The organism is Pseudomonas sp. FW305-3-2-15-C-LB1 (assembly GCF_058787615.1).
In genome coordinates, this window is record NZ_JBYSZX010000007.1 from 235,963 (window position 1) to 256,811 (window position 20,849).

The following is a 20,849-nucleotide window of genomic DNA, read 5'->3' on the forward strand; positions in this document are numbered from 1 at the left end:
GGCAATCAGGTGCCGGACTTGATCTTGGTCCAGGCGCGGGTCCTGGCACGTTCGGCATCACGGCCCAGGGGTTTCAGGGTATAGAGCCCCGCCATCGCCGCCTCGGTGGGGTACAGGTTGGGGTTGTTGCGGATCGCCGGGTCGACCTGTTCGGTCGCATCCTTGTTCGGGTTGGGGTAGCCGACAAAGTCGCTGACAGGTGCGATCACCTGGGGTTGCAGCAAGTAGTTGATAAAGGTGTAGGCGTCCTGTGGGTTCTGCGCACCCTTGGGAATGGCGAGCATGTCGAACCAGATCGGCGCGCCCTCCTTGGGCAGGCGCATATCCACCACTACGCCGTTCCTGGCCTCCTTGGCGCGGTTGGCCGCCTGGGAGAAGCTGCCCGAATAACCCACGGCCACGCAGATGTCACCGTTGGCGATATCGGCCATGTACTTGGACGAATGGAAATAGGTGATGTACGGGCGGATCTTCATCAACAGCGCCTCGGCCTTGACGTAGTCATTGGGGTTGCTGCTGTTGGGGTCCAGGCCCAGGTGCTGCAGGGCCAACGGCAGGATCTCCGAAGGCGAGTCGAGCAGGGCTACGCCGCATTGCTTGAGCTTGCTGATGTTCTCTTCCTTGAAAATCAGGTCCCAGCTGTCCACCGCAGCGTTGTCGCCGAGCGCAGCCTTGACCTTGGCCGGGTTGAAGCCGATCAGGATGGTGCCGTACATGTAGGGCACGGCGAATTTATTGCCGGGGTCATTGGCTTCGATCAGCTTCATCAGCTTGGGGTCGAGGTGGTTCCAGTTGGGCAATTGGCTGCGGTCCAGGGGCTGGAACACGCCGGCTTCGATCTGCTTGGCGAGGAACACGTTGGAGGGCACCACCACGTCATAGCCGGAGTTGCCGGTGAGCAGCTTGGCCTCCAGTGCTTCGTTGGTGTCGAAGATGTCGTAGACCAGCTTGATCTTCGGGTTCTGCGCCTTGAAGTCCTCCAGCGCCTTGGGCGTGATGTAGTCGAACCAGTTATAGACCTTCAGGGTTTTTTCTTCGGCGTGTGCGGTGCTGCTCAGCACGGCGGCGCAGAGCATAAGCGACTTGAGCATATTCATTGGGCGGCCCCCTCAAAACCTTCGAGCACATTGACGGCGTTGATGCCGATTTCTTCCACCGCGTAACCGCCTTCCATCACGAACAGCGTCGGCTTGCCCAGGCGTGCGATGCGCGCGCCCATGGCCAGGTAGTCCGGGCTGTCGAGCTTGAACTGGGAGATCGGGTCATCCTTGAAGGTGTCCACGCCCAGTGAGACCACGAGGATGTCGGCGCCGTAGTGTTCGATCTCCCGGCAGGCCTGCTCCAGTGCTGCGCTCCAGGTGTCCCAGCCGGAGCCAGCGGGCAGCGGGTAGTTGAAGTTGAAGCCTTCGCCAGCGCCTTCGCCCAGCTCATCGGCATAGCCCAGGAAAAACGGAAACTCGGCCTCCGGGTGACCGTGGATCGAGGTAAACAACACATCGCGGCGGTCGTAGAAAATCGACTGGGTGCCGTTGCCGTGGTGGTAGTCCACATCGAGGATCGCGACCTTGCGGTGGCCCTGGTCGAGAAACGCCTGGGCGGCAATCGCGGCGTTGTTCAGGTAGCAATAACCGCCCATCAAGTCGCTGGCGGCGTGATGCCCCGGTGGGCGGCACAGCGCGAACGCACTGTGGGCGCCGCGCTGGATCGCCTGTTGTGCGGTGAGCGCCACTTGCGCCGCCGAGTAGGCCGCCTGCCAGGTCCCGGCGGTAATCGGCGCGCCGCCGTCGAAACTGTAATAGCCCAATTGGCCGTGCAGGCTGGTGGGCAGCACGCGGCGCAGGGTGCGCGCGGGCCAGGTGTAGGGCAGCAGATCGCCGTCCTCGCCGTATTCGGTCCAGCGCGCCCAGGCGCCTTTGAAGAAATCCAGGTAGTCGCGGTTGTGAATGCGCTGCAAAGGCGCCAGGCCAAAGTCGTATGGCGCCTGCACTGGCCCCAATTCGCGGTCCTTGACCCGCTGCAGCACATGGTCGGCCCGCGAGGGCATTTCGAAGCAGGGCATCAGTTGCCCGTCCATCAATTCGCAGCGGCCGTGGTGCAGGTGGTGATCGTCCGAGTAGATCGTCAGCATTCTTGTTCTCCGCAGGCTGGGTCGGTGCATGCAGTCTTGCGGTGGGCGCGGTTCAAGAGAACGGCAGGAGCGGCCAAAAGGGGATGAATATGGCCAAAGTGTCTGTCCGTAATTCGCCCCTCAATGGCGCATCATGCTCGAAATTGGCTCGGTGCTACGCCGCTCCAGCGCACAAATGCATGCCGGAAACTTGCTGTTTCGCTGAACCCCAAGGCCTCCGCAATCCGGTAGATCGGCCACTGGTCCTCCGCCAGCAGTTGCTTGGCGCGCTCGAAGCGCAACTCGTCCAACAGCTCCTGGTAGCTGCAACCCTGGTCGTGCAAATGCCGGCGCAGGGTGCGCGCCGAGCAGTTCATCTGCATGGCCAGGCCTTCCAGGCCCGGCGCGGCGTTGAGTTGCGCGGTGAGCAACTGGCGAATCCTGCCCAGCCAGGCCTGGCGCCCGGTGAACTCCAGGTTCTGCTTGCGGCAGCGCTCGGCCATGGCGTGGTGGGTGACGGTGTCTGCCAGCGGCAGTGGCTGTTCGAGCCAGTGCCGGTCGAAGGCAAACGCGTTGGCGCTGGCCTGGAACTGCAACGGGCAAGGGAAGCTTTCGGTATAACGCGCGCAGTAGTCCGGGGCGCCGTACTCGAAGCGTGCGGCGAGCAGTGGCAGCGGCTGGCCCAGCAGGTCGTCGCAGATGACCTTCAGCGAGGCCAGGCACAATTCGACATTGAACATCTCAAGCGTCGGGTCTTCGCGATAATCACGGGCGGTGAACCAGACGCGCTGGCCATCTTCCTCCAGGCTCAGCTCGAAAAGTGTTCCCAACAGCGCCGGGTAGTGCAGCGCCAGGCGCAAGGCGTCACCAAAGGTGGCACTGGTGAGCAGGGCATAGCCGAGCATGCCATAGGCCGATACATGCATCTGCCGGCCCAGTTCCAGGCCGATATCCCGACGCCGCGCCACGGCATTGGCACACACGCGCATCTCCTGGTTGGTGGTGATGCGCGTGTCGGCGCGGCTCAAGTCCGCCGCGCAGATGCCGCTGCCAGCCAGCAGTTCCTGGGCCGGCAAGCCTTCGGCCTTGAAAGCGTTAAGCACCAGGGACACGGCGTTGAGAGTGGTCAGGTGGGAGTGCAGCATAGGGGACTTCCAGCCAGGGGATGGCTGGAAGGGAAGCAAGTTACAGGCCGGTCAGCTCAGCTCGCCACACAGGTCGAGTTCCACCAGACGACGAACCTCGGCGGTGTCGAGCCCTGCACCGAGCAGTGCATTGAGCTTGCCGAACACCGCTTCGCGGGTCATGCCGCCACCGGACAACACGCCGACGCCGCGCAAACGGCTGCCCGCTTCATACACATCCAGCTCCACACCGCCTTCATGGCATTGGGTGATCGCCACCACCACAACGTCTTGATCGTGCGCGCGTTGGAGGCTGGCCAGGAACGCCGGGTTGTCGCTCGGCCCGGTGCCGCTGCCGAAGCATTCCAGCACCAACGCCTGAATGCCGCTGTCGATCAGTGCATCCAGTTGTCCGGCGGCAATACCCGGCACCAGCGGCAGCACACCGACGTTAGCCACGGCTTTGAGCTGACGGTAATGCAGGGCGGCCGGGATCATTTCGGCCTGGGCGACGCCGCCATTGCGCTGCAGGGCAGCAAACGGGTGGCGACCGAAACTGCGGATTTTCGCGCAGCGGGTCGGCGCCATCAGCGCACCGTGGAAGAACAACTGCACGCCCGGCGCCAGGCCTTCGCCCAGCGCCGCCAAGGCACCGCTGACGTTTTCCCAGGCATCGCTGTCGGGCACGCCGGCGGGTAGCATGGAGCCGGTGAACACCACCGGCGCCGGCAGGCCGAGCAGTTGGAAGCTCATGGCGGCGGCACTGTAGGCCAGCGTGTCAGTGCCGTGCAGGATCAGTACGGCGTCGCAGCCGGCGTCCACCGCCTCAACCACGGCGGCGTGCAGGCGCTGCCAGTAGATGGGGGTCATGTTGGCGCTGTCGATCAGCGGCGACATTTCCTGGAAGCGCCAGGCGGGCACTTGCGCGTCGGCAAGCTGTTCGCGCATACGCGCCTCAAAACCTGAAGCGGGCGCCAGGCCGTTGGCGCTGGCCTGCATGCCGATAGTGCCACCGGTGTAGAGCACCATCACGTTGTTAGCTGGGGACATCGAATTTTCTCCTGAACGAAAAACGCCGCCGGGCCCAGAGCATGCCCAAGGCCGGGCGGCGTGTCATCTCTCTACACTCAGCGTTGCGCTTGAGCGTTCAGTTCAGCGGTAGTTTGAGCGCTTGGCTCAGGCTTGACCGGGTTGGCTGGCCAGGCCTTGCGGTCCAGGTCCAGGTCAGGGAACTGGCTGGAATCGAATACCGGGGTCTTGATGCCTGCGGCGCGCTGGTTGTCGTAGTCGTTGAGGATGCGCATGGCGATCTTGAACAGGAACGCCAGGGCGAACAGGTTGACGAACGCGAGCAGGGTCATGGTGATGTCGGCGAAGGCGAACACGGTGCTCAGGTTCTCGATGGAACCCCAGAAAATCAGCACCAGCACCAGGGCGCGGTAGCCCATCAGCACCTTGCGGTTGTTGCCTACCAGGAAGCGCAGATTGCTCTCGCCCAGGTAGTAGTTGTACATGATCGAGGTGAACACGAACAACGCCAGGGCCACCGAGATGAACATGCGGCCCCAGTCGCCCACCACCGCCGCCAGGGAGTTCTGGGTCAGGGCAATGCCGTCGCCTTCGAAGCCCGGGGTGTAGAAGCCGGAGAGCAGGATCAGCAACGCGGTACAGGTGCAGATCACGAAGGTATCGAGGAACACGCTGAACGCCTGCACCACGCCCTGGGCGATCGGGTGTTCGACCGACGCCACCGCCGCCACGTTAGGCGCACTGCCCAGGCCGGCTTCGTTGGCGAACACGCCGCGCTTCACACCCATGATGATCGCGCTGCCCACCAGGCCCCCGAAGGCCTGGTCGAGGCCGAAGGCGCTCTTGACGATGGTCGCGAGCATGGCCGGCACATGGTCGAATTGCAGCACGATTACATAGAGAGTCACGGCGATGTAGACCAGGGTCTTGACCGGCACCAGCAGGTCGGCAATCGAGGCGATGCGCTTGATCCCGCCGATGAACACCAGGCCCAGCAGTACCGCCAGCGCCAGGCCGGTGTAGGTGGTGTCCAGGCCAAAGGCGTTGTTCAGCGAGTGGGTCACGGCGTGGGCTTGCAAGCCGTTGAAAGCAAAACCGAAGGTCACCAGCAACAGGAACGCCATGACCATGCCCAGCCAGCGCTTCTGCAAACCGTGCTGGATGTAGTAGGCCGGGCCGCCACGGAAGGTGCCTTCCGCGTCGGTGCGCTTGTACAACTGGCCGAGGGAGCACTCGATAAAGCTCGACGACATGCCCACCAGTGCGGTGACCCACATCCAGAACACGGCGCCCGGGCCACCCAGTGTCACGGCAATACCGACACCGGCAATGTTACCGGCACCCACGCGACCGGCCAGGCTGAGCATCAGCGCCTGGAAGGAGCTGAGCTGGTCGGAGCTGTTTTTCAGGCTGTCGCGAAACACCGAAAACATGTGGAAGAAGTGACGCAGTTGTACGAAACGCGAGCGAATCGTGAAATAACCGCCGAGCCCGACAATGAGCACGATCAGTACTTTCCCTGAGAGGAAGTCGTTGATGACTTCGAGCATGGAGTGTTCCTCGCTGATTTTTCTAATGGCAAACGCAGGACGGTTCGACGCTATCGCTCAGCACCAGGCAGTGCACGACGTTCGACCCCAATCCTTTTGCGGGTGTTGTTATTCATGCGGTTTCGCGCTGCACAGGACCTCGTTACCGACGATCTCTGACGCGAAGAGGGGCGGCACTATACCTAGGCGAACGTGATCCGTCTGCTCGGGGCGATTAAAGGTTTCAGCTGGGCGGTGGGCCTGCAGAGCGATATTGGCGTTTTTATAGGCTTCATTTCACAACCTCGGGGCAAAAAAAAGGGCCTGAAGAACGAGCCTTCAGGCCCTCAAAAGGTGAGAGGTGTCTAGTCCCTCAGCCTGGTGAGCGGTGCAACAAACGCTTAGGCCTTCAGCGGGACCAAGCGTGGAGCAATCATGTTTTCGGGGCGCAGGATGTCGTCGAGCATGGTGTCGTCGAGCAAGCCTTCTTCGCGCACCAGTTCCAGCACGCCGCGGCCGCTTTCAAGGGCGATGCGGGCGATGCGGGTGGCGTTTTCATAGCCGATGTACGGGTTCAGCGCGGTAACCAGGCCGATGGAGTGCTCCACCAGTTCGCGGCAGCGGGCTTCGTTGGCGGTGATGCCGACGATGCAGTGCTCGCGCAGCATGTCCATGGCACGTTGCAGCAGGCGGATCGAGTCGAAGATCTTGAAGGCGATCAGCGGCTCCATTACGTTCAGTTGCAGTTGGCCGCCTTCGGCCGCCATGGTCAGGGCCAGATCGTTACCGATGACCTGGAACGCCACCTGGTTCACGGCTTCCGGGATCACCGGGTTGACCTTGCCGGGCATGATCGAGCTGCCCGGCTGGCGGGCCGGCAGGTTGATCTCGTTGATGCCGGTGCGTGGGCCGCTGGACAGCAGGCGCAGGTCGTTGCAGATCTTCGACAGCTTCACCGCAGTACGCTTGAGCATGCCGGAGAACAGTACGAAGGCGCCCATGTCGGAGGTGGCTTCGATCAGGTCGGCAGCCGGCACGACCGGCTGGCCGCTGATTACCGCCAGGCGCTGTACGGCCAGGGCCTGGTAGCGCGGGTCGGCGTTGATGCCGGTACCGATGGCGGTGCCGCCCAGGTTTACTTCGGTCAGCAGCTCAGGTGCCAGGGTTTTCAGGCGTGCCAGGTCTTCACCCAGGGTGGTGGCGAAGGCGCGGAATTCCTGGCCGAGGGTCATCGGCACGGCGTCTTGCAGTTGGGTGCGGCCCATTTTCAGTACGTGGCTGAATTCGACGCCTTTGGCGGCGAACGCCTGGATCAGGCTGTCGAGGCTGGCCAGCAGCGCGTCATGGCCCAGCAGCAGACCCAAGCGGATCGCGGTCGGGTAGGCGTCGTTGGTCGACTGCGCCATGTTCACGTCGTTGTTGGGGTGCAGGTACTGGTACTCGCCCTTCTTGTGGCCCATGGCCTCCAACGCGATGTTGGCGATGACTTCGTTGGCATTCATGTTGGTTGAAGTGCCGGCGCCGCCTTGAATCATGTCCACCACGAACTCTTCGTGGAAGTCGCCGCGGATCAGACGGGCACAGGCTTCGCTGATGGCAGCGTGCTTGGCTTCGCTGAGCTGGCCCAACTCGCGGTTGGCGTCAGCCGCCGCTTGCTTGACCATCGCCAGACCGACCACCAATTTCGGGTAATGCGAAATCGGAACGCCCGAGAGGCGGAAGTTGTTCACCGCTCGCAGGGTCTGGATGCCGTAATACGCTTGAGCCGGTACTTCGAGTACGCCAAGCAGGTCTTTTTCGGTACGGAAAGATGCAGCGGAGGACATGACGGAAATCATCTCGATATGGACCCGGAACTGGCCGGAACGCTGCGAATGCTAGGCTTGTAGAACTTTTTGGGCCAATGCTGTTAAACACTGGCCTATGCACAAACGGCATAATGTGAGTGTGACCCGGTTATCATGGCGGGCGTGTGTGCCAAAATGGTGCGTACCCACGGGAGGCAGCAATGAACCTTGAGAGCAAATGGCTGGAAGACTTCAGCGCCTTGGCGGCGACCCGCAGTTTTTCCCAGGCGGCGGAGCGGCGCTTCGTCACCCAGCCGGCGTTCAGCCGACGCATCCGCAGCCTGGAGGCGGCCCTGGGCCTGACCCTGGTCAACCGCTCGCGCACGCCGGTGGAGCTGACGGCGGCGGGCCAGTTGTTCCTGGTCACTGCCCGCACGGTGGTCGAGCAGCTCGGTGAAGTGCTGCGCCATTTGCATCACCTGGAAGGCGGGCAGGGTGAGGTCATGCAAGTGGCTGCGGCGCACTCCCTGGCCCTGGGCTTCTTCCCGCGCTGGATCGCGCAACTGCGCAACGAAGGCTTGAACATCGCCACGCGGCTGGTGGCCACCAACGTCGGCGACGCTGTGCACGCCCTGCGTGAAGGCGGTTGTGACCTGATGCTGGCGTTCTACGACCCGGACGCCGCGATGCAGATGGATTCGGAAATCTTCCCGTCGCTGCACCTGGGCAACACCGAAATGCTCCCGGTGTGTGCCGCCGATGCCGATGGCAAACCGATGTTCGACCTGGAAGGCGACGGCAGCGTCCCGTTGCTGGCCTACAGCGCCGGCGCGTTTCTCGGTCGCTCGGTGAATTTGCTGCTGCGCCAGCGTGCGCTGCGCTTCACCACGGTGTACGAAACCGCCATGGCCGACAGCCTCAAGAGCATGGCCCTGGAAGGCCTGGGCATTGCCTGGGTGCCGCAGTTGAGCGTGCGTGCCGAGCTGGCGCGTGGTGAGCTGGTGGTCTGCGGCGGGCCGCAATGGCATGTGCCGCTGGAGATTCGGCTGTACCGCTGTGCCTTGGTACGCAAGGCGAATGTGCGGTTGCTATGGCGCAAGTTGGAAGGTGGCGTGGCCGGCGCAACGCTGTGAGCGGCGAATAAAACCCAAAGCGATCGTGACCTGGTGAAATTGATCGGGACGGTGGCTCAGTCGAATTTATCAAGGTATTTGCGAATGTTTTGTTTGTTGGCGTCGGAGTAGTTCAAGTCATTGCCGCGCAGCAGGGACTCGCCGTTGTATTTCATGAACGTATCATTCCACCAACCGTTATAAGTGATGGCCCCGTCTTCACGCGTTGCGCCCAGCAGAAGCCCAAGTGCGTGCGCAGCGCCTCGAGGATTGTTGTAAGAAGTTATTCCATACGTATGGCTGGGGTCGGCCTTTGCAGGTTCTCTGAAGCTTGAAGTGTTCGGTGTTACAAATAAAGTTTTCTCGATCTTGGGTTTTCCCGCTTGGCGGTCGCGACCTGGGTTCCCGTTTCTGCTCAGGTGTTCGTGAAGGCCACGCTCGACATCGTTGTCGGATTTGTAGGCGAAGTCTCGAATTTTGGGGTCGCGGATCACATTGATGACAACTTCCCGTCCTGAAATTTCCTCAATGTGTTTTTTGGCCAAGGCCAAATGAGTTTGCTCGAATTCCCGTTCGGTGACATGACCCAAGTCTTTGTGAAAAATCACATTCACATAAATCGGTTGTCTGGCGGGGCGCGCGGAATGTTCCGTTATTGTTGAGGCGCCTTGTGAAACGATTCGATAGAAGTTGAAGATGGAGTAAGTGCCCATAGATATATCCTCCGTGTGTCGTGTCGAAGATTAAGTGACGAGGAACGAGCGTATAGTCGATGCACTTTCATGAAGTGATAACTTGTCTGAAGAGTCAGTAGGAAACTGTGTCAGGTGTTGTAATTCGCGCAGTTATCAGTGTGGCGCTTTTAATGGGATTGAACAGAAAGCGGCTGACTTCTGAGTCAATAAGTGGCCTTGGGCGATGCGCTGGACAGATGGTCATCCCAGGGGCTGTTTATCTGGATTATTACGGTATACTGCGCGGCCTTCGGCCGGTCCAACCGGCCTTAATTCGTACACCAAGCCACGCCGGATTTCCCGCGTGGCTTGTTGTTTTTTGACGCGCCTGTGGGCGCCCAGAGAGAAGAGGCACGACGATGAGTGCATTGGTTGGCGTGATCATGGGCTCCAAGTCCGATTGGTCCACCCTTAGCCACACCGCCGATATGCTGGAAAAACTCGGCATTCCCTACGAAGTGAAAGTGGTCTCCGCCCACCGCACTCCGGATTTGCTGTTCCAGTATGCCGATGAAGCAGAATCCCGTGGCATCGAGGTGATCATCGCCGGTGCCGGCGGTGCAGCGCACCTGCCCGGCATGTGTGCGGCCAAGACCCACCTGCCGGTGCTCGGCGTGCCGGTGCAGTCGGCGATGCTCTCGGGCGTGGATTCGCTGTTGTCCATCGTGCAGATGCCGGCCGGTATCCCGGTGGCGACCCTGGCGATCGGCAAGGCCGGCGCGATCAACGCCGCCCTGCTGTCCGCCAGTATCCTGGGCGCCAAGCACCCGCAATTCCATGCGGTGCTGAAAAAATTCCGTGCTGAGCAGACAGACAGCGTGCTGGACAATCCAGACCCACGCATCGCCTGAGGTTGTTGACGATGAAAATCGGTGTAATCGGTGGCGGCCAACTGGGCCGCATGCTGGCCCTGGCGGGCACCCCGCTGGGAATGAACTTCGCTTTCCTGGACCCGGCGCCGGACGCCTGCGCGGCAGCCCTGGGCGAACACCTGCGCGCTGACTACAGCGACCCGGACCACCTGCGCCAGCTGGCCGACGAAGTCGACCTGGTGACCTTCGAGTTCGAAAGCGTTCCGGCTGAAACCGTGGCGTTCCTGTCGCAATTCGTGCCGGTATACCCGAGCGCCGAAGCCCTGCGCATCGCCCGTGACCGCTGGTTCGAGAAAAGCATGTTCAAGGATCTGGGCATTCCGACCCCGGCCTTCGCCGATATCCAGTCCCAGGCGGACCTGGATGCCGCCGTCGCCAGCATCGGCCTGCCCGCCGTGCTGAAAACCCGCACCCTGGGTTACGACGGCAAGGGCCAGAAAGTCCTGCGCACCGCCGCCGATGTGGTCGGCACCTTCGCCGAGCTGGGCAGCGTCGCCTGCCTGTTGGAAGGCTTCGTGCCGTTCACCGGTGAAGTCTCGCTGATCGCCGTGCGTGCCCGTGATGGCGAAACCCGCTTCTACCCATTGGTGCACAACACCCATGACAGCGGCATCCTCAAGCTGTCCGTGGCCAGCACCGACCACCCGTTGCAAGCGCTGGCCGAAGACTATTCCAGCCGTGTACTCAAGCAGCTGGATTACGTCGGCGTGATGGCGTTCGAGTTCTTTGAAGTCGACGGTGGCCTCAAGGCCAACGAAATCGCCCCGCGCGTACACAACTCCGGGCACTGGACCACCGAAGGCGCCGAGTGCAGTCAGTTCGAAAACCACCTGCGGGCGGTGGCGGGCTTGCCGTTGGGTTCCACGGCCAAGGTCGGTGAGAGCGCCATGCTCAACTTCATTGGTGTGGTGCCGCCCGTGGAAAAAGTCATCGCGATCGACGACTGCCATCTGCATCACTATGGCAAGGCCTTCAAGGCCGGGCGCAAGGTCGGCCACGCCAACCTGCGCTGCAAGGATCGTGCAACGCTGCAAGCGCAGATCCTCAAGGTCGAAGCGTTGATCGCCGAGCAATAAGCCACGGATCGGCGGGAACCATTCGGCGACCGCCGTCCTCTGATTGCAGGATGCCAAAGCCTGACTAGGCTTTGGCATAGCTCACCTACATTCAGAGGGAAATGCCATGGGTATCATCGGAACCATTTTTATCGGCTTGATCGTCGGCCTGCTCGCGCGTTTCCTGAAACCAGGCGACGACAGCATGGGCTGGATCATGACCATCCTGCTGGGCATCGCAGGTTCGTTGGTCGCCACTTACGGTGGCCAGGCCCTGGGCATCTACCAGGCAGGCCAGGGCGCTGGCTTCCTCGGCGCGCTGATTGGCGCCATCGTGCTGCTGGTGATCTACGGCCTGCTGAAAAAGAAATGATCTAAGCGACGAAGCCCTCTGCGCTGCGCAGGCGCGGAGGGCTAGAATGCTCGCCACCTGTACTTGCCGAGCCTCTCCATGCGCCGTCTTTTGTTGATATTCCTCCTGCTGGGCCCTGGCCTGGCGCACGCCGGCGAACTGCCGGAAACCGACTGGCTCGACCTGATGCCGCTGTCGGATCAAAAAGCCCTCGAAGCCATGCCCGAGATCGACCACAACTCGCCCGAGGCCCAAGGCACGTTCACCGACAAGGGTGGCCTGAAGCAGAGCAAAGGCTTGCCGGCGGTGATGTATTCAACCAAGACCGTGGCGGCCATGAATGGCAAGAACATCCGCATCGGCGGTTATCCTGTGCCGTTGGAGACCGACGCCAAGGGCCGCAGCACGCTGTTCTTCCTGGTGCCTTACCCTGGGGCGTGCATCCACGTGCCGCCTCCGCCGCCGAACCAGCTGGTGTTGGTGCGTTATCCAAAAGGACTGAAGCTGGATGATATCTATACGCCGCTGTGGGTCACGGGCACGTTGAAGGTGGAGAAGGTCAATAACGATCTGGCGGATGCCGCTTATGCGCTGGACGCCGGAAAAGTACGCGTGGTCAAGGAATCCGATCTTTAAAGGGCTGCGCATAACCAATGTGGGAGGGCCGCAAGCCCCCTCCCACATTTTGATTGTCGTTCTTACAGGGCGACAGCGCTGATGCTCACGCCCAAGGTGTGGCTTTCACCGGGTGCCAGACTCACCACATCATCCAGCACATTGGCTGTCTCGATGCACAACATGCCCGTCCAGCCATCGTCAGCCATGTCATCAAACGCCTTGGCACGTTCGGTCCAGGGGTTCCAGATCACCGTTGACGTCGAGCCCTCGGCAGTGAGCTGGATACGGCGCTGCCAATCTCTATCGACAATACTCAGCTGTGCAGGCGTATCGAGGTAGATACGGTCAGTCTCGCCGGTGAAATGCAGCAAACCGGCTTGCTGCTTCGTTGCCCAGTTGTCAGCGGTATCGATATACGCCGCTCCGTCCAGTCCCTCGACGTGCACCTTGCGCACGTCGCTCACCGCAAAATAGGTGTGCAGCGCCTGGCTGAGGGTCACGGTATCGTTGCCACGGTTATGGCTGGTCAGGCGGATGTGCAACTGATCGTCCAGCAACAGGCTCAGTTTAAGATCGACCTCGTGGGGCCAGCCAGGAAAGCCGCCTGTTGGGACTGGCAGCACCAAGTCCACCCGCAGTGCCTCACCTTCAAGCGTGCTCGCGGCCAATTCCCACAGCGCTGTGCGCACGAAACCATGGGCGCCGGCCGGATGATCGCTTTGGCGCATCGCCTTGACGCTCTGCGGGTTACGGTCGAACACGCCAAACCACGGCCAACATACCGGAACGCCGGTGCGGATGCCTTTGCCCTGCTTGAACACCGCTTCGGGGTTCGGCCAGATCAGCGGCTGCTCGCCGTCGCGCTGGTAACTGAAGATATGTGCGCCCTGTCGGGCCACCATCAGTTCGGCGCCGTTGTGGCGGATGCGCCAGCAGTCCAACTCGTCGATTTTCACGGATTCAACGTGGGGTGTCGGCATAACAAAGCACTCTTCATGGCAGGCAATGGGGCAATTGACCGTCAAAACCCGGTGAGGTTTAACGTGCGCGCGACGGCACCGAACGCGTGCGACCACTGCCATCGATGGCGACGAACACGAACACCGCCTCGGTCACCTTGCGCCATTCGCTGGACAATGGGTCGTCGCTCCACACTTCCACCATCATCTGGATCGAGCTGCGACCGATTTCCAGGGCCTGGGTATAGAAGGAGAGCTGCGCGCCCACGGCGACCGGCACCAGGAACGCCATGCGATCAATGGCCACGGTGGCTACACGCCCGCCCGCGACCTTGCTTGCCATCGCGGTGCCGGCCAGGTCCATCTGTGCGACCAGCCAGCCGCCGAAAATGTCGCCAAAACCGTTGGTTTCACGCGGCAGGGCGGTGATTTGCAGGGCGAGATCGCCTTGCGGGATAGGATCTTCTTGTTCGAGTTCGATCATGCCAAGGGTGCCTCTGACCCGTAACGCTTCATGGGTATTTCAAGTGGATAGCCGTCTTATGGAAAAACGTTTCAGCACCAACATACTCCGCGTGATGCGTTTCTCGTAAGGCGTACTAAAGGGAAGCTCTGCCAAATCGGCTGGACGGCTTCCAACGACGGTTTGGCACAGCAGCCCCTCAAGACTGGGGGTCTTGCGCTTGCAAGGGCCGAGTATATCGACACGTTGTCGCCACGACGACCTCTGGGCGATCATTTGGTCGGCAATTCGCGGCTGTATTGCGGCTTTTTCCGGCAACTGTGCTTCTGTGCGCAGATAACGCTCAGGAAAGCGGAATAATTCGCGCGGTTGAACGGTTATTCGCTCACCGCTGTGCTTTTGCGAGCGATTTGCTATCTTGCCATGCCTGCCGCAAGTCCCGGGCTTGCCGTCCCGACTACTATAAGAGAAGCCTTGCCATGTCCTCCGTGCCCGCAAGCAGTGCGCAACCTTCGCGCCCGCTGACCCGCAACGACTACAAAACCCTGTCGCTGTCTGCCTTGGGCGGGGCGTTGGAGTTTTATGACTTCATCATTTTCGTGTTTTTCGCCACCGTGGTCGGAAAACTCTTCTTCCCGCTCGACATGCCCGAATGGCTGCGCATGATGCAGACCTTCGGCATCTTTGCCGCCGGTTACCTCGCGCGCCCCCTGGGCGGCATCATCATGGCGCACTTCGGCGACCTGCTGGGCCGCAAGAAGATGTTCACCCTGAGCATCTTCATGATGGCCGTGCCCACCCTGATCATGGGCCTGCTGCCAACTTACGCGCAGATCGGCCTGTGGGCGCCGATCCTGTTGCTGCTGATGCGCATCATCCAGGGCGCGGCCATTGGCGGCGAAGTACCCGGCGCCTGGGTGTTCGTCTCCGAACACGTACCGCCACGGCATATCGGTTACGCCTGCGGCACCCTGACCAGCGGCCTGACCGCCGGGATCCTGCTGGGATCGCTGGTGGCCACCGCCATCAATACTATTTACAGCCCGGAGCAAGTCTCGGATTACGCCTGGCGTATCCCGTTCCTGCTGGGCGGTGTGTTCGGCCTGTTGTCGGTGTACCTGCGCCGCTGGCTGCATGAAACGCCGATCTTCGCCGAGATGCAGCAGCGCAAGGCACTGGCCGCCGAGTTGCCGTTGCGCGCGGTGCTGCGCGACCACCGTGGCGCCATCGTCTTGTCGATGTTGCTGACCTGGTTGCTGTCGGCCGGCGTGGTGGTGGTGATCCTGATGACCCCGACCGTGCTGCAGACCCTCTATCACTTCAGCCCGACCGTGGCATTACAGGCCAACAGCCTGGCCATCGTCACCCTGAGCCTGGGCTGCATCGCCTCCGGCGCCCTGGCTGATCGCTTCGGTGCCGGCCGGGTACTGGTGATCGGTTGTGCGCTGTTGCTGGCTACATCCTGGACGCTCTATCACAGCCTCTTCAACCATCCTGACTGGCTGTTCCCGCTGTACACCCTGACCGGTCTGTTCGTGGGCACCATCGGCGTGGTGCCCTACGTGATGGTCAAGGCCTTCCCGCCCGTGGTGCGTTTCAGCGGCTTGTCGTTCTCTTACAACGTGGCCTACGCCGTGTTCGGCGGGCTGACGCCGCTGGCGGTATCGCTGCTGATGAAGGAAAGCCCGCTGGGTCCGGCCTACTACGTTGCCGCCCTGTGTGTGATGGGGATGGTGGTGGGTGGGTATTTGTGGAAGCGTTCGCGCTAAGCCATGGATGACGATCGTTCCCGGCCCTGGGAACGATCACGTTTCAACGTATTTCCAAGCCTTAATCTCTCCCTCCCGGGCCTCGTGCCTGCGCGCTTTTCGTGGCGTCGTTGAATAGTGGCCTTTCATCTAATTGTCACATTCCAGACATAGAGTGTTCACACGGCCTCCCGATACTTGGCCCCGATCCAATTATCCCTATCTGCTAGGAGCAAGGCATGAAACTGAAACGTTTGATGGCGGCAATGACTTTTGTCGCTGCTGGCGTTGCGACCGCCAACGCGGTGGCCGCTGGTGTTGATCCGGCAATCCCGGCGTACGTGAAGACCACTGGTGTGTCGGGCAACCTGTCCAGCGTTGGTTCCGATACCCTGGCTAACCTGATGACCCTGTGGGCCGAGGGTTACAAAAAGGAATACCCGAACGTCAACATCCAGATTCAAGCTGCCGGCTCGGCCACCGCGCCACCTGCGCTGACCGAAGGCACCTCCAACCTGGGCCCGATGAGCCGCAAGATGAAGGACACCGAACTGGCTGCCTTCGAGCAGAAGTACGGTTACAAGCCAACCGCTATTCCGGTTGCGGTGGATGCCCTGGCCGTGTTCGTGCACAAGGACAACCCGATCCAGCACCTGACCATGGAACAAGTCGACGCGATCTTCTCCTCGACTCGCCTGTGCGGTGGCAAAGCCGACGTGAAAACCTGGGGTGATCTGGGCGTGACCGGCGACCTGGCCAACAAGCCGGTGCAACTGTTCGGTCGTAACTCGGTGTCCGGCACCTACGGCTACTTCAAGGAAGAAGCCCTGTGCAAAGGCGACTACAAGCCAAACGTGAACGAACAACCAGGCTCGGCTTCGGTCGTGCAGTCGATCAGCTCTTCGCTGAACGGCATCGGTTACTCGGGCATCGGCTACAAGACTGCCAGCGTGAAGACCGTGGCCCTGGCCAAGAAAGGCAGCACTGACTTCGTCGAAGACAGCGAAGAAAACGCCCTGAACGGCAAATACCCGTTGTCGCGTTTCCTCTACGTGTACGTCAACAAAGCGCCGAACAAGCCTCTGGCCCCGCTGGAAGCCGAGTTCGTGAAACTGGTGCTGTCCAAACAAGGCCAGGAAGTTGTAGTGAAAGACGGCTACATCCCACTGCCAGCCAAAGTCGCCGCCAAGGCCCTGGCTGACCTGGGTCTGAAAGAAGGCAACTGATTGCCTCTGCGGGGCCGGCCTGCCGGCTCCGCATCCGAATTTTCTAGTCCGCTGCCAGCCATGCTTCGCGGCGGATTTGTTGCGTCACTGCACTGTCATCTTTCTGTCATACAGGATCGCTAGGGTGTGCGCATGAATGATCTGGCCAATTCCACCATGACGACGACTTCTCCCCCCAAGCGCATTGACTTCAATACGCCTGAGTTGCAACGCAAGCGCCGCATTCGCGCGCTCAAGGATCGCCTGACCCGTTGGTACGTGCTGGTCGGCGGCCTCGCCGTCCTCGGCGCCATCACCCTGATTTTCTTCTTCCTGGCCTACGTCGTCGCGCCACTGTTTCAAGGCGCCTCATTGACCAAGGAAGACGCACTGACCCCGGCCTGGATCCAGGACGCGGGCAAGCCGCTGATGATCTCCCTAGAAGAACAGAACCAGGTCGCCATGCGGGTTTCCGACAAGGGCCAGGCGCTGTTCTTCAATGTCGAGACCGGTGCCGAGCTCACGCGTGTCGACCTGCCCCTGCCCGCCGGCACCAGCGTTGCTTCTATCGGTGAAGACCAGCCCGGCAGCCCGCTGGTGATCCTCGGTCTATCCAATGGCCAGTCCCTGGTGTTCCGCCACACCTATAAGGTGTCCTACCCGGACGGCAAGAAAACCATCACGCCGGCGATCGAATACCCCTACGGTGAAACGCCGATCGTTCTGGATGACGCCGGCCGCCCGCTGGAACACGTGGCCCTCAACGCCACGGATTCGTCCCTGGTGGTGGCAGGCTCCGCGGGTTCGCACTTGAATGTGCTGTCCCTGAGCCGCGAAGAAAACATGATGACCGGCGAAGTTACCAGCGAGCAGAAGCGCATTGAGCTGCCACAGATGACCGAGCCGGTGAAGGCAATTTTCATCGACCCGCGCCAGCAATGGCTGTATGTGATCAACGGCCGTGCCTTGGCCGATGTGTTCAGCCTGCGCGACAAGAGCCTCAATGGTCGCTACAAACTGCTGGAAGACGGGACTGCCGAAGTCACCGCGAGCACGCAGCTGGTGGGCGGCATCTCGCTGATCATCGGTAACTCCAAGGGCGGCCTGGCCCAGTGGTTCATGGCCCGCGACCCGGATGGTGAACAGCGGCTCAAGCAGATCCGTACCTTTCAGATGGGCACCACGCCTATCGTGGAAATTTCCGCCGAAGAGCGCCGCAAGGGCTTCACCGCCCTCGACGCGTCCGGCCAGTTCGGCGTATTCCACAGCACTGCCCACCGCACCCTGCTGGTGGACCCGGTGGTCGACGGCCAAGGCGTGTACGGCATGTCGCCACGGGCCAACCGCGTGATCGTGGAGGCGGGCGGCAAGCTGCAGCCGCTGATGCTCGACAACCCGCACCCGGAAGTGTCCTGGAGCGCGTTGTGGAGCAAGGTCTGGTACGAAAACTACGACGAGCCTAAATACGTCTGGCAGTCGACCGCCGCCAACACCGACTTCGAACCCAAGATGAGTCTGGCCCCGTTGACCTTCGGCACCTTGAAGGCCGCGTTCTACGCCATGTTGCTGGCCGCGCCACTGGCCGTTGCCGCCGCGATCTACACCGCCTACTTCATGGCCCCGAGCCTGCGCCGCAAGGTCAAGCCGGTGATCGAGTTGATGGAGGCGATGCCGACGGTGATCCTCGGCTTCTTCGCCGGCCTGTTCCTGGCGCCGTATGTGGAAGGGCATCTACCGGGCATTTTCAGCCTGTTGATGCTGTTGCCGATCGGCATCCTGGTGGCCGGCTTCATCTTCAGCCGCCTGCCTGAGTCCCTGCGCCTGCGCGTACCGGATGGCTGGGAAAGCGCGATCCTGATCCCGGTGATCCTGTTCGTGGGCTGGCTCTCGCTGTACATGAGCCCGTACCTGGAAACCTGGTTCTTCGGCGGCGATATGCGCATGTGGATCTCCCACGACCTGGGCATCACCTACGACCAGCGCAACGCCCTGGTGGTCGGCCTGGCCATGGGTTTCGCGGTGATCCCGAACATCTACTCCATCGCCGAAGACGCCGTGTTCAGCGTACCGCGCGGCCTGACCCTGGGTTCCCTGGCCCTGGGCGCCACGCCGTGGCAGACCATGACCCGCGTGGTCATCCTCACCGCCAGCCCGGGCATTTTCTCGGCACTGATGATCGGCATGGGCCGTGCGGTAGGCGAGACCATGATCGTGTTGATGGCCACCGGTAACACCCCGGTGATGGAGATGAACCTGTTCGAAGGCCTGCGAACGCTTGCGGCCAACGTCGCCGTGGAAATGCCCGAGTCGGAAGTGGGCGGCAGTCACTACCGCGTGCTGTTCCTCTCGGCGCTGGTGCTGCTGCTGTTCACCTTCATCATGAACACCCTCGCCGAGCTGATCCGTCAGCGTCTGCGCAAGAAATACTCGTCGCTTTAAGAAAGGTAGAAGTCTGTGAAACAGAACTCCCTGAATGGATGGTTCAAGAGCGGCGCCCCCGGCGTCTGGATCAGTGGTGGCGCGGTGTCCATCGCGGTCATCATGACCATTGGTTTGCTGGCGGTGATCGCCGTGCGTGGCTTGGGCCACTTCTGGCCGGCCGACCTGATCCAGGCCAACTACAACGTGCCGGGCCAGGAAAATCATATCGTCATCGGCGAAGTGGTGCAGAAGGAAGAAGTACCCCGCGAGCGCCTGAAAAGCGCCGGCCTGCCGGTGCCGGACCAGGGCCCTGAGTTCATGACCCGCGAGCTGATCAAGGTCGGCAACCGTGACCTGAACGGCAATGACTTCACCTGGATCGTCGGCGAGTGGCTCAAGGACCAGACCACGCCGGCGAACCTCATGACCATCGAGCGGCGTGAGTGGGGCAACTTCTACGGCACCCTGGTCAACGTCAAGCAGGATGGCAAGGTCATTGCCGAAGGCGAGGCTGCCTGGCCGGAGCTGCAGGCCCGTGTGGACCGCGTCAACAAGCTGGCTGCCCAGCTCAAGACCCTCGAAAAATCCGACATCGGCGCAATCAACGCCGGCCTGGAACGTATCCGCCTGCATGGCCGCAAACTGGAATTGGAAGGCAAGCTCGACGCCGCCGCACAGGCCGACATGGACGCCGACCGCGCCGAGCTGAATGCCCGTTACCAAGACATCGAAGCCCGCCTGGCCGACCTGCACGCCCAGTTCAACCGCGACGCGCTGACCGCTCGCGACGGCAACGGCAAGGAAGTGGAAATCGGCATCGGCAAAGTGGTGCACGCCTACCAGCCGAACGCCATGGGCACGATCACCAAGATCGGCTTCTACTTCAGCAAGGTCTGGGAATTCCTCAGTGATGACCCACGGGAAGCCAACACCGAAGGCGGGATCTTCCCGGCCATCTTCGGCACCGTGATGATGACCCTGATCATGGCGATGATCGTGACCCCGTTCGGCGTGCTGGCGGCGGTGTACCTGCGTGAATACGCCAAGCAGAACACCCTGACGCGGGTTATCCGTATCGCCGTGAACAACCTGGCCGGCGTACCGGCCATCGTCTACGGCGTGTTCGGCCTGGGCTTCTTCGTGTATGTATTGGGTGGCTCGGTTGACCGGCTGTTCTTCGCCGAAGCCCTGCCGGCGCCGACGTTCGGCACGCCGGGCCTGTTGTGGGCCTCGCTGACCCTGGCGCTGCTGGCGGTGCCGGTGGTGATCGTGGCCACGGAAGAAGGCCTGGCGCGAATTCCTCGCACTGTGCGTGAAGGCTCCCTGGCACTGGGTGCGACCAAGGCGGAAACGCTGTGGAAGATCGTGCTGCCGATGGCCAGCCCGGCAATGATGACCGGCATGATCCTCGCCGTGGCCCGCGCCGCCGGTGAGGTGGCGCCGCTGATGCTGGTGGGCGTGGTGAAACTGGCGCCGTCGTTGCCGCTGGACGGCAACTACCCGTACCTGCATCTGGACCAGAAGATCATGCACCTGGGCTTCCACATCTATGACGTCGGCTTCCAGAGCCCCAACGTCGAAGCCGCCCGGCCGCTGGTGTACGCCACCGCGTTGCTGCTGGTGCTGGTGATCGCCACGCTCAACTTGTCGGCAGTGTGGATCCGTAACCATCTGCGCGAAAAATACAAAGCGTTGGACAGCTAAAGCTTTTCAATGTGGGAGGGGTCAAGCCCC

At 61.6% G+C, this 20,849-nt stretch carries 18 protein-coding genes; 9 read left to right on the forward strand and 9 right to left on the reverse strand.

Annotated features, from left to right (window positions below; translation table 11 throughout):
* Nucleotides 1–5: 5 nt before the first annotated feature.
* The 6 genes from AC3WP7_RS16370 to aspA all read right to left on the reverse strand — a co-directional run bounded on the left by AC3WP7_RS16370 (nucleotide 6) and on the right by aspA (nucleotide 7,615).
* Nucleotides 6–1,097 carry a polyamine ABC transporter substrate-binding protein gene (locus AC3WP7_RS16370; RefSeq protein ID WP_093514222.1) on the reverse strand — a complete coding sequence of 364 codons (1,092 nt, stop codon included), beginning with the start codon at nucleotides 1,095–1,097 and terminating at the stop codon, nucleotides 6–8.
* Nucleotides 1,094–2,128, reverse strand: a complete 1,035-nt coding sequence (locus AC3WP7_RS16375) for a histone deacetylase family protein (protein ID WP_102592209.1) — start codon at nucleotides 2,126–2,128, stop codon at nucleotides 1,094–1,096. The genes AC3WP7_RS16370 and AC3WP7_RS16375 overlap by 4 nt, the downstream gene beginning before the upstream one ends.
* A 131-nt stretch (nucleotides 2,129–2,259) precedes the next feature.
* The gene (locus tag AC3WP7_RS16380) at nucleotides 2,260–3,252 is read right to left on the reverse strand and encodes an AraC family transcriptional regulator (protein WP_092241599.1); all 993 of its coding nucleotides are present in this window, start codon (nucleotides 3,250–3,252) and stop codon (nucleotides 2,260–2,262) included.
* A 51-nt stretch (nucleotides 3,253–3,303) separates the two neighbouring features.
* Nucleotides 3,304–4,281: an asparaginase gene (locus AC3WP7_RS16385; RefSeq protein ID WP_102592210.1), complete on the reverse strand. Its 978-nt coding sequence runs from the start codon at nucleotides 4,279–4,281 to the stop codon at nucleotides 3,304–3,306.
* 77 nt (nucleotides 4,282–4,358) lie between these two features.
* On the reverse strand, nucleotides 4,359–5,810 hold the full coding sequence (locus AC3WP7_RS16390; RefSeq protein ID WP_071490830.1) for an alanine/glycine:cation symporter family protein: 1,452 nt from the start codon (nucleotides 5,808–5,810) through the stop codon (nucleotides 4,359–4,361).
* Nucleotides 5,811–6,190: 380 nt separating this feature from the next.
* The gene (gene aspA, locus AC3WP7_RS16395) at nucleotides 6,191–7,615 is read right to left on the reverse strand and encodes an aspartate ammonia-lyase (RefSeq protein ID WP_102592211.1); all 1,425 of its coding nucleotides are present in this window, start codon (nucleotides 7,613–7,615) and stop codon (nucleotides 6,191–6,193) included.
* Nucleotides 7,616–7,797: 182 nt separating this feature from the next.
* On the opposite strand from aspA, the gene AC3WP7_RS16400 reads away from it, so the two are divergent.
* Nucleotides 7,798–8,709, forward strand: a complete 912-nt coding sequence (locus AC3WP7_RS16400) for a LysR substrate-binding domain-containing protein (protein WP_092241605.1) — start codon at nucleotides 7,798–7,800, stop codon at nucleotides 8,707–8,709.
* Nucleotides 8,710–8,765: 56 nt separating this feature from the next.
* Here the strand turns inward: AC3WP7_RS16400 and AC3WP7_RS16405 are convergent, their stop codons facing one another.
* Nucleotides 8,766–9,401, reverse strand: coding sequence for a hypothetical protein (locus AC3WP7_RS16405; RefSeq protein WP_102667382.1), 636 nt, complete (start codon nucleotides 9,399–9,401; stop codon nucleotides 8,766–8,768).
* A gap of 380 nt (nucleotides 9,402–9,781) precedes the next feature.
* On the opposite strand from AC3WP7_RS16405, the gene purE reads away from it, so the two are divergent.
* The 4 genes from purE to AC3WP7_RS16425 all read left to right on the forward strand — a co-directional run bounded on the left by purE (nucleotide 9,782) and on the right by AC3WP7_RS16425 (nucleotide 12,337).
* Nucleotides 9,782–10,273 carry a 5-(carboxyamino)imidazole ribonucleotide mutase gene (gene purE / locus AC3WP7_RS16410; protein WP_003176980.1) on the forward strand — a complete coding sequence of 164 codons (492 nt, stop codon included), beginning with the start codon at nucleotides 9,782–9,784 and terminating at the stop codon, nucleotides 10,271–10,273.
* A gap of 11 nt (nucleotides 10,274–10,284) precedes the next feature.
* Complete coding sequence (locus AC3WP7_RS16415; RefSeq protein ID WP_015886586.1) at nucleotides 10,285–11,370, forward strand: 5-(carboxyamino)imidazole ribonucleotide synthase; 1,086 nt, start codon at nucleotides 10,285–10,287, stop codon at nucleotides 11,368–11,370.
* Nucleotides 11,371–11,476: 106 nt separating this feature from the next.
* Complete coding sequence (locus AC3WP7_RS16420) at nucleotides 11,477–11,722, forward strand: GlsB/YeaQ/YmgE family stress response membrane protein (protein ID WP_058424295.1); 246 nt, start codon at nucleotides 11,477–11,479, stop codon at nucleotides 11,720–11,722.
* A gap of 78 nt (nucleotides 11,723–11,800) precedes the next feature.
* Nucleotides 11,801–12,337, forward strand: coding sequence for a DUF3299 domain-containing protein (locus AC3WP7_RS16425; RefSeq protein WP_102592212.1), 537 nt, complete (start codon nucleotides 11,801–11,803; stop codon nucleotides 12,335–12,337).
* Nucleotides 12,338–12,399: 62 nt separating this feature from the next.
* Here the strand turns inward: AC3WP7_RS16425 and AC3WP7_RS16430 are convergent, their stop codons facing one another.
* Nucleotides 12,400–13,299, reverse strand: coding sequence for a D-hexose-6-phosphate mutarotase (locus AC3WP7_RS16430; RefSeq protein ID WP_102592213.1), 900 nt, complete (start codon nucleotides 13,297–13,299; stop codon nucleotides 12,400–12,402).
* Nucleotides 13,300–13,357: 58 nt separating this feature from the next.
* Entirely contained in the window at nucleotides 13,358–13,762 is a 405-nt protein-coding gene (locus AC3WP7_RS16435; protein ID WP_003176975.1) for an acyl-CoA thioesterase, read from the reverse strand.
* A gap of 458 nt (nucleotides 13,763–14,220) precedes the next feature.
* Here AC3WP7_RS16435 and AC3WP7_RS16440 point away from each other — a divergent pair, with 458 nt between their 5' ends.
* The 4 genes from AC3WP7_RS16440 to pstA all read left to right on the forward strand — a co-directional run bounded on the left by AC3WP7_RS16440 (nucleotide 14,221) and on the right by pstA (nucleotide 20,819).
* Nucleotides 14,221–15,510, forward strand: a complete 1,290-nt coding sequence (locus tag AC3WP7_RS16440; protein ID WP_093120318.1) for an MFS transporter — start codon at nucleotides 14,221–14,223, stop codon at nucleotides 15,508–15,510.
* Nucleotides 15,511–15,728: 218 nt separating this feature from the next.
* On the forward strand, nucleotides 15,729–16,715 hold the full coding sequence (locus tag AC3WP7_RS16445) for a phosphate ABC transporter substrate-binding protein PstS (protein WP_092241611.1): 987 nt from the start codon (nucleotides 15,729–15,731) through the stop codon (nucleotides 16,713–16,715).
* Between the two features lie 384 nt (nucleotides 16,716–17,099).
* Nucleotides 17,100–19,133: an ABC transporter permease subunit gene (locus AC3WP7_RS16450; protein ID WP_172963318.1), complete on the forward strand. Its 2,034-nt coding sequence runs from the start codon at nucleotides 17,100–17,102 to the stop codon at nucleotides 19,131–19,133.
* 15 nt (nucleotides 19,134–19,148) lie between these two features.
* Nucleotides 19,149–20,819 (forward strand): phosphate ABC transporter permease PstA, encoded by a 1,671-nt coding sequence (pstA, locus tag AC3WP7_RS16455; RefSeq protein ID WP_071490822.1) that lies wholly within the window; start codon nucleotides 19,149–19,151, stop codon nucleotides 20,817–20,819.
* The last annotated feature ends 30 nt before the right edge of the window (nucleotides 20,820–20,849 follow it).

Coding starts and splice junctions, on each gene's coding strand:
- AC3WP7_RS16370 (WP_093514222.1), bottom strand. CDS start 1,097: ATGAATATGCTCAAGTCGCTTATGCTCTGCGCCGCCGTGCTGAGCAGC.
- AC3WP7_RS16375 (WP_102592209.1), bottom strand. CDS start 2,128: ATGCTGACGATCTACTCGGACGATCACCACCTGCACCACGGCCGCTGC.
- AC3WP7_RS16380 (WP_092241599.1), bottom strand. CDS start 3,252: ATGCTGCACTCCCACCTGACCACTCTCAACGCCGTGTCCCTGGTGCTT.
- AC3WP7_RS16385 (WP_102592210.1), bottom strand. CDS start 4,281: ATGTCCCCAGCTAACAACGTGATGGTGCTCTACACCGGTGGCACTATC.
- AC3WP7_RS16390 (WP_071490830.1), bottom strand. CDS start 5,810: ATGCTCGAAGTCATCAACGACTTCCTCTCAGGGAAAGTACTGATCGTG.
- aspA (WP_102592211.1), bottom strand. CDS start 7,615: ATGTCCTCCGCTGCATCTTTCCGTACCGAAAAAGACCTGCTTGGCGTA.
- AC3WP7_RS16400 (WP_092241605.1), top strand. CDS start 7,798: ATGAACCTTGAGAGCAAATGGCTGGAAGACTTCAGCGCCTTGGCGGCG.
- AC3WP7_RS16405 (WP_102667382.1), bottom strand. CDS start 9,401: ATGGGCACTTACTCCATCTTCAACTTCTATCGAATCGTTTCACAAGGC.
- purE (WP_003176980.1), top strand. CDS start 9,782: ATGAGTGCATTGGTTGGCGTGATCATGGGCTCCAAGTCCGATTGGTCC.
- AC3WP7_RS16415 (WP_015886586.1), top strand. CDS start 10,285: ATGAAAATCGGTGTAATCGGTGGCGGCCAACTGGGCCGCATGCTGGCC.
- AC3WP7_RS16420 (WP_058424295.1), top strand. CDS start 11,477: ATGGGTATCATCGGAACCATTTTTATCGGCTTGATCGTCGGCCTGCTC.
- AC3WP7_RS16425 (WP_102592212.1), top strand. CDS start 11,801: ATGCGCCGTCTTTTGTTGATATTCCTCCTGCTGGGCCCTGGCCTGGCG.
- AC3WP7_RS16430 (WP_102592213.1), bottom strand. CDS start 13,299: ATGCCGACACCCCACGTTGAATCCGTGAAAATCGACGAGTTGGACTGC.
- AC3WP7_RS16435 (WP_003176975.1), bottom strand. CDS start 13,762: ATGATCGAACTCGAACAAGAAGATCCTATCCCGCAAGGCGATCTCGCC.
- AC3WP7_RS16440 (WP_093120318.1), top strand. CDS start 14,221: ATGTCCTCCGTGCCCGCAAGCAGTGCGCAACCTTCGCGCCCGCTGACC.
- AC3WP7_RS16445 (WP_092241611.1), top strand. CDS start 15,729: ATGAAACTGAAACGTTTGATGGCGGCAATGACTTTTGTCGCTGCTGGC.